The organism is Peptoniphilus lacydonensis (genome assembly GCF_900106515.1).
In the GTDB taxonomy this organism is placed as follows: domain Bacteria; phylum Bacillota; class Clostridia; order Tissierellales; family Peptoniphilaceae; genus Peptoniphilus_A; species Peptoniphilus_A lacydonensis.
This window is the reverse complement of record NZ_FNWF01000003.1, coordinates 11,685-30,537: the sequence shown is the minus strand read 5'-3', so window position 1 is coordinate 30,537 and position 18,853 is coordinate 11,685. Positions and strand designations below refer to the sequence as shown.

General features: G+C 31.6%; 8 protein-coding genes and 1 pseudogene. All 9 read left to right on the top strand.

Annotated features, from left to right (window positions below):
- Window positions 1-2,574, top strand: coding sequence for a C40 family peptidase (locus BQ5450_RS01880; RefSeq protein WP_071125783.1), 2,574 nt, complete (start codon window positions 1-3; stop codon window positions 2,572-2,574).
- Between the two features lie 14 nt (window positions 2,575-2,588).
- On the top strand, window positions 2,589-2,828 hold the full coding sequence (locus tag BQ5450_RS01875; protein ID WP_071125782.1) for a hypothetical protein: 240 nt from the start codon (window positions 2,589-2,591) through the stop codon (window positions 2,826-2,828).
- Entirely contained in the window at window positions 2,815-5,166 is a 2,352-nt protein-coding gene (locus tag BQ5450_RS01870; RefSeq protein WP_071125781.1) for a leucine-rich repeat protein, read from the top strand. Before BQ5450_RS01875 ends, BQ5450_RS01870 begins: the two co-directional genes overlap by 14 nt.
- A gap of 14 nt (window positions 5,167-5,180) precedes the next feature.
- Complete coding sequence (locus BQ5450_RS01865; protein WP_071125780.1) at window positions 5,181-6,041, top strand: CD1107 family mobile element protein; 861 nt, start codon at window positions 5,181-5,183, stop codon at window positions 6,039-6,041.
- Between the two features lie 80 nt (window positions 6,042-6,121).
- The gene (locus tag BQ5450_RS01860) at window positions 6,122-7,540 is read left to right on the top strand and encodes an AlbA family DNA-binding domain-containing protein (RefSeq protein WP_071125779.1); all 1,419 of its coding nucleotides are present in this window, start codon (window positions 6,122-6,124) and stop codon (window positions 7,538-7,540) included.
- Between the two features lie 105 nt (window positions 7,541-7,645).
- Window positions 7,646-9,367: a DNA topoisomerase 3 gene (locus BQ5450_RS01855; RefSeq protein WP_071125778.1), complete on the top strand. Its 1,722-nt coding sequence runs from the start codon at window positions 7,646-7,648 to the stop codon at window positions 9,365-9,367.
- The gene (locus BQ5450_RS01850) at window positions 9,360-10,325 is read left to right on the top strand and encodes a DNA cytosine methyltransferase (protein WP_071125777.1); all 966 of its coding nucleotides are present in this window, start codon (window positions 9,360-9,362) and stop codon (window positions 10,323-10,325) included. Before BQ5450_RS01855 ends, BQ5450_RS01850 begins: the two co-directional genes overlap by 8 nt.
- Window positions 10,326-12,582: 2,257 nt before the next feature.
- Window positions 12,583-16,587: pseudogene (locus BQ5450_RS09495) on the top strand (helicase-related protein); the annotation flags it as partial.
- Between the two features lie 576 nt (window positions 16,588-17,163).
- A complete protein-coding gene (gene ltrA, locus BQ5450_RS01840; protein ID WP_071125775.1) occupies window positions 17,164-18,834 on the top strand; it encodes a group II intron reverse transcriptase/maturase in 1,671 nt (556 codons plus the stop codon).
- Window positions 18,835-18,853 lie beyond the last annotated feature (19 nt).

The following is an 18,853-nucleotide window of genomic DNA, read 5'->3' as shown; positions in this document are numbered from 1 at the left end:
ATGGATAAAAAACTAAAAAAAGATTTTCAAAAGAAAATTATACGAAATAGGGACGCTCCTGAAAAGAATATGGATAGTAAACTTGTTCATTCAGATGATTATACCAATAAGATTATTAAGACTAAGGATAGGTTCGGAGATAAAATTTCAGAAAAAGAATCTAAACTTATTCATGAGAATGTATTAGCTAAAGATCAAAAACAAGATAAACTAAAAGATTTTCAGAAGTCTAAAAACAAAGAAAGAATTAGAAAAGAAGTTTTAGATAATAAGAATAAGGCTGAAGAAACAAAACAAACTAATCTTGAAATAAGGACAGATGAAAGCTTTAAACGTGGTGAAGACTTAGATGTAGACCTTAAAAAAGTAAATTTTGATAGTGAAAACAGTAGAAATATTAATTCTAATAAACTAACAACAGATGATATTTCAGCTAAGGCTCAACCAATAAGCAATAAGAAACCATCAAGTAAAAGACAAGTTCTTAAAAATTATGAGGATAAGCTTATCCATAGTAAGGATAAATTCCAAGACAAAATCAACGAGAAAGAGTCTAAGCGAATCCAGACAAGCGAAGATAAACCTATCGAAGCAAAGAAAAGTAAGAGAGTATATAGAAAAGATAAGCTTGTTAAAGATGAAGTAAGTAAGAACGACAGTAATGCTAATATCGATAAAAAACAAAAGCTTTATCAAGAAAAGAAGTTTAGAGATAAGGAAAAATTTTCTAAAGAGATAGATAAAGAGAGTAAGCTAAGCCAAGTTGATACAGATAAAACATTTGATAATCCTGAGTTTAAAGACAATAATCAAGAATTTATAAAGGAAGAAAAGGAAACAAGCCTAAAACCTTCAGAACAAAGGAAAGTTAATAAAAAGAAGACTTACTACAAGAGAAAAAATTATGAAAGTGATAAATTTACTCGAAAGAAAATTGATGACTTAAAAAATGAATCTAAGAAAGTTACAACGAAAGATTCTAAGAAAGCACAAGATGTTAAAGACTTTATATCAGATAAAAAGATTGGAGAGCTTGAAAAGTCTAAAAGTAAGCTAAAGGATAATATCTTAAAGAATAAAACTAAAGGAAGTCTATCTTCTGGGGTTTTATTATCTGGAGCTAAGTCATCAGAGTTAGTGAGAGATTATCTAAGTTCAGGATCTGACAATACTGGTGTAGAATCTGGAGAAAAAGTCGCTAATGTAAGCTCTAAACTCCAGCATGGAATAAGGAAGTATAAGTTAGACAAAAAGAAAAAGTCCTTAAAAAAGCTATCTAAAATAGATAAGAAAATAAGAAAGAGAAAAAGTAAGTTGGAGTTTAAAAGTGGCTTAGAAGATTTAAAAAAGTCAGATGCCTATATAAAGAAAAATAGATTTAAAAAGTTTTACCAGAGAAAACAAATGAAAAGCATGATAGCTAAAAAGCACGAAACAAGACTTGTGGATAGAGTTAAAAAAGCTATTTTAAGTTTAGGCAAGGCTTCTAAAGAGCTAATCGTAAGAAAAAGTAAGATGGTTCTATTTCTAGTAATAGGGCTAGGTCTCATGCTATCAATCATGATTGGTGGTGGAAGTGTTGGTATGAGTGGACTAAGCAATTCAGTAAACTCAGTAATGACAACAACATACCTATCACAAGACACAGTTCTAAGTGAAGTTAATCAAGAATTTTCATCAATGGAATATGACCTACAATCACAAATCGAAAGTGTAAAAACAAGTCATCCTGGATATGACGAATATATCATAAACAAAGAAGGAGAAATTGGTCATAATACCCATGAACTTTTATCCTATATAACTTCAAGATGTGGAGAAGTAAAATCAGCATCTGAAGTAAAAGGAATTTTAAAAGAACTTTTCGATAAGATGTATAAGCTTGATTTTAAAGAAGAAATTGAGATTAGAACAAGAACAGTAGCAAGAACTAGATATGATAGTCGTGGCAATCCTTATACTAGCTATGAAAAAGAAGAGTACGAATATAAAAAGTTAATTGTAACTTTAAAGAAAAAAGAAATGGATGAAGTAGTTAGGGAAATATTTAAAGATTATCCAGACAATGTAGTTCATTATGAAGCTCTTCTTGAAGCTAAGGGGAATATGGGTGATGTTTTTGGATCAGGTAATGGGGACTTAGGAGAAATAGTAGATAATCCAAACTTTGGAAATCCTGGTCTTGCTTTTGATTCAGCTACTGCCAAAGCCTTATTTAATGAAGCAGAAAAACATATAGGCAAAAGATATGTGTTTGGAGCAAGTGGACCATCTAACTTTGACTGTTCAGGTTTTGTATGTTGGTCATTTACAAAGTCTGGTGTAAAGAGAATGCCAAGAACAACTGCATGGAGAATATACAAAGACTATTGTAATCCAGTAAGTCCAAGTGAAGCTCAACCTGGAGATATTATATTTTTTCACTCAACATATAACAGTGGAACACCAATATCTCATGTAGGAATATACGCAGGTAACGGAATGATGATTCACGCAGGAGATCCGATTCAATACACATCAATAAATTCAAAATATTGGAAATCACACTTTTATGGTTTTGGAAGACCTAGATAGAAGGGAGATATTATGTGAACAGAAAACTTATAAGTATTAGGAACAAAAAGAAAAAAATAGAAGATAAATTGAAAGATTTAAATACAAAATACAAGGAAATTTGCGATGAAGAAATACAAGTTGAAAATGAAGAAATAATTGTAACTCTAAGGAGGAACAATATTAGCCTGGAAGAATTAATGGAGAAAATCAATGATAGAAAAAGAGAAGAAAAATTAAAAGAAAAGGAGAACATTCATAATGAAGAAATTTAATACGAACAGACTAAGAGCCTTTTTTATGGCTCTTTTATTAGTTTTAACATCAACTGTGCATACAAGTGCATTTGCAAAGTCTGATGTTACTTGGACGGAAGATGACTTTATGTATTCCTCTGAGGGAAATATAATTGCCTTTAGTGATAAAGGCTTAGAAAAGAAAGAGAAGACAAATATTTTAGTATTTCCTGAAGGAACGAAATCTATAAATGGAAATTATTCTTTAAGTCATTCAAACGATGAACTCAGATTTAAAAGAGAATTTGGACGTGGCAAACATTGGGATAAAGTAATTATTCCTGATTCTGTTAAGCATTTAGGTTATGCTGCCTTTTACGATGCAAGTATAGACGAGGTAAAACTATCAAATAGTCTAGCTTATCTTGGTGGTTTAGCATTTTTCAATTGTGGACTTAGAGAAGTGACTTTACCTGATACTTTGGTAAATATTGAACATAATGCTTTTGAAAGAAATAACCTCCAAGAAATAACTATACCAAAGTCTGTAAAGACAATTGAACAATATGCTTTTTCAAAAAATAAATTGCACACTGTAAAAGTTTTAGGCAATCCAACTATTAATAGTAAGGGAGTATTCCATAATCAAGAAGTTGAATATAGACCGAAGCAAAATCCATTTTACGAAAATCATTTTGGTTTCAACGGAAATCAAGGATTCAAATCTATTCCTAATGGATTAAGTTATGAAAATGGAGAGTTTGTCTTTGATAAGAATGTAGATAGTGTAGAACTTGAATTTGATTATAATAATGATATGTATCAAGGAAAGATAACTATTTACAATCCAAATAAATATTCCATTGATACTCAAACAGATTTAACAGGGAAAGATATTGATGAAAAGGACAATAAGATTGATGATTTAACTAAAAACATTAAGGACTTAGAAAATCAGATCAAAGACTTAAATGATAAGAAACAAGAAGACCAATCAAAGATAGATGAATTAAAGGAAAAGTTAGAATCTTGCAAAGATAATGGAGAGAAACTAAAACAAGAAAAAGCCAAGCTAGAAGAAGAAATTAGAGATAAAGATAATAAGATTGCTCAATTGGAAAAAGAAATTGAGGATCTTAAAAACTCCAATAATGATGAACTAATAGCAGAAATCACTCAGCTTAAAGATGAATTAAAAAGATTACAAGATGGAAATGTAAAACTAAAAGAAGATTATTCATCTACAAAATGGGAGTTAGAGGCTGAGAAAGAAAAGACCGACAAAAACGAAAATAAAATCAAAGAAATGCAAGAAAAGCTCGAGTATTTAGAAGAGGAACTTGCAAAGAAGACTAAAGAAATTGAGGATAAAGATAATAAAATTAAGGGTTTGGAAAAAGCTCTTGATGAAAAAGATAATAAGATAAAAGAATTAGAGAATAAAAAGAAAGAAACAGAAAAGACTAAGTCAGAATACTGTAAGAAAATTGAAGAGCTTCAAAAGGCTATTGATAGTTTAAAAGAATCTTCTGAAAATACAAAAAAAGAATTAGAAGAGAAAATTAAAAAACTAGAAGAAAAACAAAAAGCTTCTGAAGAAGAAATTAAAAAGCTAAAAGAAGAATTAGATAAGAAAATTGAAGAAGCAAAGAAGTTGATCGAGGAAGCAAATAAAAAAGCGAAAGAAGAACTTGAGAAACAAGCTAAAGATGAAAAAGATAAAAATCTAAATCAAGACTTATCTAAGAAATTAGATGAACTTCTAAAACTCCAAAAAGAAAACAAAGAGAAGAAAGAAGATAAGAAATCTCAAGATAAGAAGTGGGACGAACTTTTGAAAGCTGATGACAAGAACATCCTAAATCAATTTGATCTTAACAAGATGAAAAAGCAAGAGGAACAACAAGATAAAAAACAAGTTAAAGATGAAAAAGAATTTGCAGTTTTCCAAGTAGACAAAAACTTCTATAACATTATCAACAAAGATGGTAAGACAACAGTCTACATGGATGTAAAAACTTATGTAGACCAAGGAAGAACTATGATTCCAGTAAGATATATTGCATATACTCTAGGTTTTAATGTTGAGTATGACAACTCTACTCGTGAAGCTATTTTCTCAAATAAAGAGAATAATATCTTAGCTAAAAAGACATTAAAACTAAATATTGATACTGGTGTTATGAAAGATTCAGATGGAAAGGTCTACAATTCAGATGTTAAACCAGTGATTATAAATGGAAGAATTCATGCTTCAATTTCAAATATTGCTAAAGCTTTTGGAGCAAGTCATGGAGATATTAAAGATGGTAAAAACCAAACAATAGAATGGGACAATGCTAGAAAAGCAGTCTATGTATTTAAAAATGTAAAATAAGAAAGGATAGAAAAATGAATAATAGCATTAAACGAGGAGTAGCCATAGCGTTACTCCTTTTTACATTTACAGTACCAGCAACTACATTTGCGATGACAAATGAAGGGCAAATAGAAAGTCAAAACGAATCAATCTATGAACCACAAAAGGAAGAATTTGAAAAAATGTTGAAAGACGATGTTTTTACACCATCAAAAGAAGAGATTCCTTATCAAGATGTTCCAAGAATACCAGGAAATACAAGTGAAGCAAATAAGCCTTCAAGTAATATGCCAAAGAAAACACCACTTGTAAAAGGTGGTAATACAAAGGCAGTAAATAATCTTGCGACACAGGAAAATAAGGCAAGAGGTTCAGTAATTGAAAATGTAGATAGGAATGGAAAAGATATTACACCAAGTGGAGATACAGAAAAAGATAAAGAAAATCCAGTAGATGTAAGACAATTTTTAACATTTCAAACTAAAAGTGGAAAAACTATGCACCTAATAGTGGATCACTCATCAAATCAAGATAATGTAAGGTTATTGACAGAAGTAGGAGAGCAAGACCTACTTAATATGATTGAATCAGAAGATAAAAATACTATAAAGGTTGAAGAGCCTAAGAAAGAAGAAGTAAAAAAAGAAGAACCTACAGTTGTTCCAGTAAAAGAAGAAAAGAAAAGCGGGATAGGTTCATTTCTAATTGTTGCACTTGTAATTGGAGGAGTTGTAGGAGCAGGATACTATTTTAAGGTAGTCAAAGCTAAAGAAAATAGAATGTTGGAAGACTTTGAAGAAGATGATGAGGATTATATTAGTGAGTCAGAAGATGAATCTGACAATGATGAAAGTCATGAAGAATCTTTAGATGAAGATGATGAACTATTATAAATCTCAAGTCCTATTATCGAATAAACAATACAAAAATATGGTATAATTAAGTATAATGTTTGCCAGAGAGGAGGGATACTTTGAACTTAAAAGACTATCTTGGAGAAACAAATCTATATGACAAAAAAGAAAAATTAGAAAGGAACAAACCAAAGTCTTGGTTAAAATCTGTGTCAGCCTTTGCTAATGGCAGAGGTGGGAAGCTAATATTTGGAGTAAAAGAAGATAACACAATTCTTGGACTTAGTAACTATCAAGAAGATTCTGAAAATATTTCTGAAATCATAAAAATTAAAATGGATCCGAATCCAGAATTTGATATGGAAATAAAGGAAATTGATGGAACAGTTATATTGATTTTAAGTATATTTGCTGGGAAAAACACACCATATTTTGTAGTAGATGGTGGAACGAGAACAGCCTACAAAAGAGTAGGAAATCAAAGTGTCCTTGCAAGTCGAATCGATCTTTTTAATTTGTCTTTAAAGGGAGAACATATAAGTTACGATTCACTTCAGTCAAAGAAAAAAATAGAAGATGTAAGTTTTAAGGAACTTAAAATCGAGTACAAAGAAAGAACGGGAAAAGATTTTGAAGAAAAAGATTTGAAATCTTTCGGACTTATAAATGATGAGGGAAATCTAACTATAGCAGGAGCTTTATTTGCAGATAACTATCAAGTTTATCAGTCGAGGGTATTTTGTACTAGGTGGAATGGGATTACTAAAGCTAATGGCAGAATAGATGCCTTAGATGATGTTGAATTTGAAGGTAATATAATTTATCTTTTAAAAGCATCTTTAGACTTTGTGAAGAGAAATTCTAAAAAGATGTGGAAAAAAGGTCCAGTCTATAGAATAGAATATCCAGAATATCCAGAAAGGGCAGTTCAAGAAGCTTTAGTAAATGCATTAATCCACAGAGATTACTCAGTAATAGGCAGTGAAGTCCATGTTGATATCTATGATGACAGACTGGAAATATATTCTCCTGGAGGAATGTATGATGGTACATTTATTCAATATATAAATCCATTAAACGTATCTTCAATAAGAAGAAACCCAATTATAGCGGATGTATTTGCTAGGATGGATTTAATGGAAAGGAGAGGATCTGGACTTAGAAAAATTATAGAAGCCTATGAAGCTGAGGAAAATTATAATGAAGAATTAAAACCAGAGTTTAAGTCAACAGAATCTTCATTTACTACAATTTTAAAGAATTTAAATTATGACACCCAAAATGTCACTCAAAATGTCACCCAAAATGTCACCCAAAGTGAGGGACAAAATGACGGTCAAAAATTAAAGCCAAGTGATAGGCGTGATAAAATTCTTGAAATAATAAAAAATAATCCTAAAATAACTGCCTATGATTTATCTAAACAATTTAATGTAACTGATAGAACTATAAAAAGAGATTTAAAAGTTCTCACAGATGAAAAAACAATCGAGTATATAGGCAGTGCTAAAGATGGATATTGGAAAGCAAACAAATAAAGTTAAAAAGAAAATAGAATTCTCCCGAAAATAATACAATATTCGGGAGAAAAACTTTGAGCGAGAGAGAAATCTTTCGCTCTTTTTTTATTTATGGAGGTATTAATGAAGTTAGTAATAGCAGAAAAGCCAAGTGTAGCAGTTACAATTGCAAAAGTAATTGGAGCAAGAACAAGAAAAAACGGATATTATGAGGGGAATGGATACATTGTTTCTTGGTGTGTCGGTCATTTAATTCAAATGGCAAGTCCAGATAAGATAGACGAAAAATGGAAGAAATGGACAATAGACACTCTTCCTATAATTCCAGAAAAATATATTTATGAAGTATCTAAAAGTACTAAAAAACAATATGGAGTTTTAAAGAAACTTTTAAACGATAAGAACATCGACACAGTTATAAATGCTTGTGATGCTGGACGAGAAGGAGAACTTATTTTTAGACTTGTATATAATCAAGCTAAATGTAAGAAGAAGCTCCAAAGACTTTGGATATCTTCAATGGAAAACAAAGCTATTGAAGATGGCTTTAGAAATCTTAAAGACGGAGAAAACTTTGAAGACTTATATAGATCGGCAAGTGCAAGAGCTATTGCGGATTGGCTGGTAGGAATGAATTTAAGTAGACTTTATTCTTGCATTTACAAGGAAACATATTCTGTTGGTAGAGTACAAACACCAACTCTATATTTGATAGCTAAAAGAGATAGTGAAATAAACCTATTTAAGAAGCAAAAATATTATACAGTTGACCTATCTTATAAAGGATTGAAACTTGTATCAGATAGGATTGATAGAATTGAAGTTGCAGAACAACTATTAAACTTGCTAGAAGATGAAATAGTTATTACAGAGGTAGAAGATAAAGAAATAAGCACAAAACCAGATAAGCCTTATGATCTCACTACCTTACAAAGAGAAGCAAATAAATATTTTGGATATTCAGCAAATGATACTTTAAATCTAGCACAAGGTCTGTATGAAAAAAAGCTAATCACATACCCAAGAACGGATAGCAGGTATTTAACCGATGATATGGTTAATACTATAAAAGAATTATTAGAAGGACTTGAAGAAGATTTTAAAATCAATGAATCAAACTTCAAGTCTATTTTTAATTCATCTAAAGTTACAGACCACTATGCAATTATTCCTACTATTTCTGGGATTGGAAAAGCCAAAGATATATCTGATAAAGAAAGCAAAATCTATAATCTAATTAAGGATAAATTACTTGCTTCATGCTCGGATAACTTAAAGGAATCTAGTAGAAAAATCAGATATGAATATGATAAATTTAACTTCAATGCAAGTGGTAAGACTGTAATCGATGAAGGTTATACCAAATATCTAAAGCCTTATAGAAAAGAAAAACAAGAAAATGAATTACCAGATGTAAAGACTGGAGATAAAATTAAGCTAACTTCTAAAAATATATCGGAGAAATTTACAAAAGCTCCAAGTCATTATAATGAAGATACGCTTTTAAAGGCTATGGAGAATGCAGGAGTAGAATCCTTGGATAGGGACATAGAAGTAGAGAGAAAAGGCTTAGGAACATCGGCTACAAGAGCAGGAATTATAGAAAATCTTATCCATAAGGATCTTATAAGAAGAGATAAGAAAAATCTACTTGTAACAGAAAAAGGCAATAGACTTGTATCGATTGTAGAGAATAAATTTAAGTCAGCAGAAACAACATCTGAATGGGAAATGAAACTTGCAAAGATTAGTTCTGGCGAAGTAGATAAAGAAGACTTTTTAAGAGAAATAGAAGATAGTATAAGGGAGCTTGTAGATAGGTACAAGAATAATCTAAATGAATAAGGTGAAAATATTAGAGCTTTTCGGTGGCATAGGTGCTATTAGAAAAGCTTTTATTAATTTAAAGATACCTTATGAAGTTGTTGATTATGTAGAAATAGATAAGGCTTGTGTTAAATCATACAACACACTTTATGGAGAAGACTATAAGTCAAAATCAGTAGTAGGATATAAAGCACCTAATAAGAAGATAGACTTAATAATGCATGGAAGTCCTTGTCAAGACTTTTCAAGAATAGGGAAAAAGAAGGGAGGAGCAAAGAATTCAGGAACTAGATCAAGCTTACTATTTGAAACAATTAGAATAATTAAAGAAATGAAAGAAAAACCTAAATGGATAATTTGGGAAAATGTAAAAGGAGTCCTTGATAGAAATATGAGGGACTCCTTTTTTATTTATCTAAAAGAACTAGAGAGCCTAGGATATGAAAGCAAGTATAAAATCTTAAATGCAATGGACTTTGGGACACCTCAAAAAAGAGAAAGGATATTTGTTGCTTCATGTCTTGGAGCAAATAACTTTTCTTTTAATAAATTGGAGAGGAAAGAAACAAGACCACTAAGTGAATTTTTAGAAAAGGATGTAAGTGAACTATACACAATGACCCAACCTTATATGCTCAAATTTTTAAATAAAGGCATAGATAACAGTTTTAGAGGGCGACTCAAAGTGATTAAAGATTTTTCTTATACTATTTCTACAAAACAGATGAGAGTTCCTAATTCTGGAATAATAGATATTGGAAATGGTAAATATAGGTATTTAACAGAAAGAGAATGTCTAAGACTCATGGGTTTTGATGATAGAGATATAGACAAACTAGAAGAAGTACATCCAAGAAGAAAAAATTGCACCTCAAGTAAACTATATAAGCAGGCCGGCAATTCTATTGTGGTTGATGTTTTAATGGCTATTATAAAAGAAATTCATAGAATGGAGGTAGAAAATGCAAGTAAATGATTTTAAGAATATACAAGAAGCTATAAAGTATGAGGTTTTACAAGATGAAAAAGAATATTTAAAGCTATTAAAAGTTATAGGCAATAATCAGAAATATGATTTTTCTAGCCAACTAAGTATATACAACAAAGAACCTGAAGCTAGAGCTTGTGCGACTTTTGATATGTGGAAGAAATATTTTGGTCGAGTTGTTATGAGAGGTCAAAAGGGTATTCCGATTTTAGTTGGTAGTGATGTAAATCAAAGAATTTCATACATTTTTGATATTAGTCAGACAACATCAATGGATAGGAATATTAATGAGGTTAACTTATGGCAGTTTGACCACGAAAACCATAACGAGGCTTTAAAAGAAATAATAAGAGATTCTTCATTTGAAGCTAGTGATTCACTAAACGAAAATATATTTTCTTTGAGTCGAATTTATGGAGATGAATATATTAATTTAGCTCTTGCTGATTTAAGGATAGATATAGAGGATAGACTTAGTTTTGAAAAGTTTATGAGAGACTCAATATCCTATGCAGTAGCTAATAGGTTTAATACAGTCTATCCTATGGATATGGAAAATTTAAAAAATAATTTTTCTAGGATTAATACAATTTCTTTAGAACAGATAGGTCTTGTAATATCAAGGGTTAGTGAAGATATTATAGATAGCACAATAGAAAAATCTAAGGAAATGGATCGTACTAGGCTGCTGACAGAAAGGGCCGGTGGCGACTATAATAGAGATATAGAAAATATAAATGATAATAGAGGAGGTCAAAATGATTTATATAGACGAGATGATAGGTCAAGAAGTAGAGATGGACGAGTTTTCACAGATGGAAGCGACAGAGGAAATAGCAATGAAGATCGAAGAGAAAACCTTGGACATGATGGAGAAGGATCTAGAATTTATGGAGAGATTTCCGAATCCGACTTACGCAGTTCTAAGACTGTCTTACCTAGTGGGGAGCGAGGACATGGAGAACTGGAAGAAACTTCAGGAAATGTACGAGGAGAAAACACTTTTGAACCATCTGAAGGAAATTCAGAATCAGGCAGTGGACTTTATCAAGAGAGAGAAAGTCAAAATGATGAAAGCTCAAGGATTGACAGAGAAGATGATGATAGAGAATCCAGAGGAATACCAAGGACAGATGAACAACTTGATGGCAACAGTGAAAAAAATGGCTATCAAGGAATACGTGGAAGCTTAGAAAATGAAATAAGCCCAGAAAAGGAAGCTGATGAAGCTTCTTTTTTTGATGGCAACAACATTGAAAAAAGAAAAGACTACTGGATTGTAGAATTTAATGAAAACCACGAATTAGTTCCCGATTATAGTGGGCAGATAGTAACCAAAGAATTAATAAATGTCCTAAGACAAAAGGATATAGATGTTAAAGACCATAATCAAACTCTTGGAGAAAATGAATTTGGAGAAATGACAGATGATTATATAGGATATTTCAAATTCTATTTTGACCACTATGTAGACGGAGAAGTTGTCGAACACTATAGGATTGACCTTGGTGATGGTAAAGAAGTAAATGAGCGTGAATTTTCATATTTAGAAGAACAAGTTGCACTAAGTGAGGAAAAATTTCTACAAGAAGAAATTAAGGAAAAGATAGAGCCTAAATTTAAGATAGGCGATCAGGTTAGATATAAAGATAAGGACTTTACCATTACAGATTTTGATGAACTAAGTGGAGGACTTAAAACTGTCACTATCAGAGATAATATGGAATATATGGGAGGTATGATTAGGGGTTCGGAAGTAATTCCATATAGAAACGATTCATACCTTGAAGAAATCTTTGAAAATCTAAGTCAAACATCAGAAAAACTAGCAGTAAAAGTTGGTAAGGAATTTATTTTAGAAGATGAGAATACCTTTCATGGAATTAACTTAATTGAAACAGAAACTAAAGTAGAAATTAATGGGGAAGAATATCCTTTATATAAGGGTGAAACATTTGAAGAAAGTAGAAAAATTGATGAGTTTTTAGATGGTGGAAATTATGAGATATATAAGTTATCTGAGCATGAAAAACAAATTGAAATACAAGTAGAGCAAGAAAGTTTTATTGATAACTACAATCCAGAAATTGACCAAATGATGGATAGGTACAATGTGCCTAGGGAAGCAGCCGAAAACTTATTGAGGGGTAAAGAAGATTTAAAGAATCTAGGCTATGAACCTAATAAAGAAAGGCTAAGTTTTGCTAGAAATTATGACTTGAAAAATCATATCTACTCAGAATACCTAACACCCTCAGAAAGGCTAGATAAAAATATAAAAGCTATTAAGATGCTCAAAAGACTTGAAAATGAAAATAGGAGTCCAAGAGAGTATGAACAAGCCTATCTTGCTGATTATCTAGGATGGGGTGGTCTTGCCGATGTCTTTGATGAAGAAAAGGGAGGTCAATGGCTTGAAGCAAGGAATATTTTAAAGGAAAATCTAACAAATGATGAGTATTTGAATGCTAAAGAGTCTACTCTAACATCGTTTTATACACCTAGAGAGGTAATGGATGGAATATATAAAACTCTAATAGATATGGGATTTAAGACTGGGAATATCCTTGAACCATCTGCAGGAGTCGGTAATTTTATTGGGAATATGCCAAGTGAAATACAAAGCTCTAAAGTCTATGGAGTAGAAAAAGATAGTCTAAGCGGAAGAATAGCAAGAGAACTTTATCCTGAAGCTAATATTCAAATTAAAGGATTTGAAGAAACAAACTTCTCAAATAACTTCTTTGACTTGGTAATAGGAAATGTTCCCTTTGGAGATTTTAAAGTTAACGATCGTGAATATAACAGAAATAACTTTCTGATTCACGATTATTTTTTTGCAAAGTCAATAGATAAGGTTAGGAATGGAGGAATTATTGCCTTCATAACATCATCTGGAACTATGGATAAAAAAGATGAATCTGTTAGAAAATATATTAATGCAAGATGTGAATTTTTGGGAGCTATGAGGCTTCCTAATACAACATTTAAAGGACTTGCTGGTACAGAAGTTACTTCAGATATTATTTTCTTAAAAAAGAGAGATTCAGTTATAGAAAGAGATGACGATTGGATTCATCTAGCAACTGATAAAAAGGGTTTGACTTATAATAAATACTTTGTAGATAATCCTCAGATGGTATTAGGAGATATGAAAGAAGTATCTGGAAGATTTGGAAATACTATTACTTGTGATGAAAAAGAAGATGAAAAGTTTAAAGACTTAATGGATCTTGCAAGTAAGGAAATATCTTCAAATTCAAAATATGAAGATGTTGAACTATTGGAAGATGAAGAATTAAGTCTTCCAGCAACAGATGATGTTAAGAATTTCTCATATACCATTATTGACGAAGATGTTTACCTAAGAGAAAACTCAGTCTTAATCAAGCAGAATATATCAGATAAAAACAAAGAAAAGATTAAAGATTATCTTGATGTAATGAATGCTTTAAAAGATGTAATAGAAAAGCAAAAGAATGATTTTTCAGACGAAGAAATAGAAGAGTCACAAGCAAAGTTAAATGAAGTCTATGATAACTTTTCAAAGAAACATGGCTTTATTAACTCCTTATCAAACACTAGAGCCTTAAAGGAAGACTCAAACTTTCCTTTAGTATCATCAATAGAAATACTTGATGATGAGGATAATTTCAAAGCAAAGAGTGATATATTTTCGAAAAGAACAATAACAAAGGCAAAGGTAGTAGACCATGTAGACACTTCCCTTGAAGCTTTAGTATTATCTGTTTCACAAAAGGGATATGTAGATTTTGAATATATGGAATCTATCACAAGTAAAGATAGGGACACCTTAATTGGTGAGCTTGAGGGAGAGATATTTTTAGATATTAAGGATACAGACCTAATAAATAACAGAATGCCCTTTGAAAACTTTAACAATGACGATTCATTTCATTTTTCATATGTATCGGCTGATGAATATTTGAGTGGCAATATTAGAGAAAAGATTGGTTATCTCAATTCATATATCGGAGAAATTGAAAATGTAATAGATTTAGCACCTTCTGAAAAGAAAGATACATTATTAAATGAGCTAGGCAAACTCAAATATCAGAGAGAAAAATTACAAGAAGTTATGCCTGAAGAACTTACTGCTTCTGATATAAATGTAAGGTTAGGAGCAACCTGGATACCTCAAAAAGATATAGAAGACTTTACTTTTAACCTTTTAAAAACACCAGGTTATGATAGGTGGAATATAAATGTTAGGTTCTCGCCACACTCAAGTGAATGGAATATTGAGGGTAAAAGTGTTGACTCGACTAATGACCTTGCTAACATGACTTATGGTACAAGTAGAGTAAATGCCTATAAGCTAATTGAAAATGCCCTTAATCTAAAAGATACAAAGGTGTTTGATCAAGTAATAAATGATGATGGTTCTAAGACTTCTGTATTAAATAAAAAAGAAACTATGCTTGCAAGTCAAAAGCAAGAACTGATAAAAGAAGAATTTAAGAATTGGATATTTGAAGATCCTGATAGAAGATATAGGCTAGAAAAGATTTATAATGAAAAATTCAATTCAATTAGAAATAGAGAATTTGATGGATCTAACTTAACTTTTGATGGAATGAATACTGAAATCAGACTTCGAGAACATCAGAAAAACGCCATAGCAAGGACTCTTTATGGTGGAAATACACTACTTGCCCATGTAGTAGGAGCAGGAAAAACTTTTGAAATGGTGGCTTCTGCTATGGAATCTAAAAAGTTGGGACTTGCAAGTAAGTCATTATTTGTAGTTCCTAACCATCTAACCACTCAAATTGGTAGAGAGTTTATGCAATTATATCCGTCAGCAAATATTATGGTGGCCGATAAAAAAGAATTTCAACCTAAAAATAGGAAAAGATTTATTGGTAGGATTGCAACGGGAGAATATGACGCAGTCATCATAGGACACTCTCAATTTGAAAAAATACCAATGTCTAAGGAATACCAGGTAAGACATATACAAGACCAAATAGATGATATAGTTTCCTTTATTGATGAGAACAAAAGAAATAGAGGAGAAAATTTCACTGTAAAACAACTGGAAAAGACAAAGAAGAAACTCTTGGTAAGACTGGAAAAACTAAATGATGATTTTAAAAAAGATGATGTAATAACCTTTGAAGAGCTAGGAGTAGATAAGTTATTTATAGACGAAGCTCATAATTACAAAAATTTATTCTTGCATACCAAGATGAGAAATGTTGCGGGCATCGGTCAGAGTGAAGCCTTTAAGTCTTCAGATATGTATATGAAATGTAGGTATATGGATGAAATGACAGATGGCAAGGGAGTTGTATTTGCTACTGGTACACCAATATCAAATTCAATGACAGAACTTTATACCATGCAAAGATACCTTCAGTATGATGATTTAAAGGCAAGAGGATTAGAACATTTTGACGCTTGGGCTTCTACTTTTGGAGAAACAGAAAATACTTTTGAATTATCTCCAGAAGGTACTGGATATAGGCAAAAGACAAGATTTTCAAAGTTTTATAACTTGCCAGAGCTGATGTCTATGTTTAAAGAAGTAGCAGATATAAAGACTTCAGATATGTTAAATTTGCCAGTGCCAGAGGCAAACTTCGAAGTTATTAAAACAAAACCTACTGAGGAACAAAAAGAAATACTAGAAGCTATTTCAGAAAGAGCTGATGCAGTTAGAAATAACCAAGTAGAGCCAACAGAAGATAATATGCTAAAGATTACAAATGATGGTAAAAAACTTGCCCTAGACCAAAGATTAATAAATCCACTACTTCCAGATGATCCTAATTCAAAGGTAAATGTATGCGTTAAAAATATCTTTTCGATCTGGGATAAGACAAAGGAAAATTCATCGACCCAATTAGTATTTTCAGATATGTCCACACCAAAAGGAGATGGAGAATTTAATATCTATGATGATATTAGAAATAAGCTAGTAAATATGGGAATACCTAAAGAAGAAATAGCCTTTATCCACGAAGCAGATACAGACAAACAGAAAGATGAATTGTTCTCTAAGGTTAGAAGAGGAGAAGTAAGAGTATTATTAGGCTCTACTCAAAAAATGGGAGCAGGTACAAATGTACAAAATAAATTAATAGCCTTACACGATTTAGATGTCCCTTGGAGACCGTCTGACCTAGAGCAAAGAAGTGGTAGAATTGTTCGTCAAGGTAATGAAAATGATAAGGTAAATATCTTTAGATATGTAACAGAAAATACCTTTGATGCTTATTTGTGGGTGCGACATGAAGTCTCTTAATTTAATTGTTTGGCATGATGACCAAACCAACTATTCCGTTAGTTGAGCCGAGTATCGACTGCACTTAGGTGTGGTAAGCCGATATTAAAGTAACCCTACTTGAGGTAAAACCGTGAGGAAATACCGAAACTGCCAGCAACAAGGTGGTTAGGGAGCGAGGCTTGATAATATGGCTAACATATGTGAACTACTGATAAATGTCGTTAAGGTGAACAGGCTAAAGTTGCTGACAAGCCTGAACCAAAATGGTGCGTAGTCGGATAATCCTTTCCACAGTGGGATTACACGGACAAGAAGACTGCCGGCAGAGAGGTAGAGCCTAAGTTATCAATGTTAATTAAGTGGAACATGGTAAGCCTGTACCGTTGCCAAAAGGCAAGGCAAATCGTAAGAAATGCTGATAATGGTGCAGGTAAAGGATAATGGAAAAAGCGAATGCCATCTTGTAATGAGATGGATAGGGGTTCAAAATTTGCCCTAACTTGAAAGAGTGCAGATTTCCATTTGGTTTTTAATCACAAGAGAACTTGTAGAATTTTTGAAAGGAGAAAGCAAATGAACAGTAAAATGTGTGCTACTACTAACAGAGCTAAAGACTGGGAAAGTATAGATTTTTCAGTAGCAGAAAGCTATGTTAAAAAACTACAAATGCGTATTGTGAAAGCGTGGAAAATGAGTAAATATGGAAAGGTAAAATCTTTACAGCATTTACTAACAACTTCATTTTATGCAAAAGCCTTGGCTATTAAGAGGGTAACTGTAAACCAAGGCAAGAAAACAAGTGGTGTTGATGGCGAACTATGGCTAACACCACAGGCAAAGTATAATGCAATAGAAAAGTTAAATTTAAGAGGATATAAACCTAAACCTCTTAAAAGAGTGTATATACCAAAGAAAAATGGTAAGAAAAGACCTCTTAGCATTCCTACAATGACAGACAGAGCAATGCAAACACTATATAAATTTGCACTTGAACCTATTGCAGAAACAACAGCTGATTTTAACTCTTATGGATTTAGAGTGAAAAGGTGTACTCAAGATGCTATTGAGCAATGCTTTAAATCTCTAAATAAAAAGAAATCTGCAAAATGGGTGCTTGAGGGGGATATAAAAGGTTGTTTTGATAATATAAGTCATGAATGGATATTAAATAATATCCCAATGAACAAGAAATTATTAAAACTTTGGCTTGAGTGTGGATATATAGAAAAACAAAAACTATTTCCAACAGAAACAGGAAGTCCCCAAGGCTCGCCAATATCACCTATTATTTCCAATATGGTATTAGATGGTTTAGAAAAAGCAATCAAAGAGAAATACCATAGAAGAACAGTAAATAAGAAAACATATTTCCCAAAGGTTAACTTTGTTAGATATGCAGATGATTTCATTGTTACAGGGGAAAGTGCAGAAATACTTGAAAATTGTGTAAAACCAATCATTGTAAAATTCTTGGCTGAAAGAGGTTTAGAATTATCAGAGGAAAAGACACTCATAACACACATAAATGACGGTTTTGATTTTCTTGGAGTTAATATTAGGATGTATAAAGATAAGTTGCTTACAAAACCATCTGATAAGAACTTAAAGGCTATTGTCGATAAAATTAGACGAATCATAAAAGATAATCCGTCAATGAAACAAGAAATTTTGATTAGAAAATTAAATCCAATCATTATAGGTTGGGTAAACTATCATAAATATAATGTTTCATCTAAAGCCTTTGAAAAACTTGATTATGAAATATATAAAAGCTTGTGGACCTGGTGCGTTCGTAGACACCCAAAGAAAGGTAGAAAATGGATAGCTAAGAAATACTTCCATACCATTGGAAATAGAACTTGGACTTTCAGTGTAGCAACTGGCGAGAAAATGGAAAATGGCGAGAAATACTATCTTCGTCTTAAATATGCTACAGACACTGATATTAAAAGATTTACCAAAATACAAGCTGAAGCAAATCCATTTGATGAAAATTGGCAAATATACTTTGAAGAAAGAGAAGAGTTAAAAATACGAAACGAACTTAAAGGACGTACAGTTATAAATAGACTGTATAAAACGCAAAATGGAATATGCCCTGTTTGTGGAGAGAAAATAACTATTGATACAGACTTTAGAGTACATCAAACAATTCAAAATAACATTACCCTTAAAACTTTAGTACACCCTTGGTGTCATAGAAAATTGCATATAAATGATGAAGAAAACACGCTGGCTCTTTAATTAGGGCTTATAAAAACTT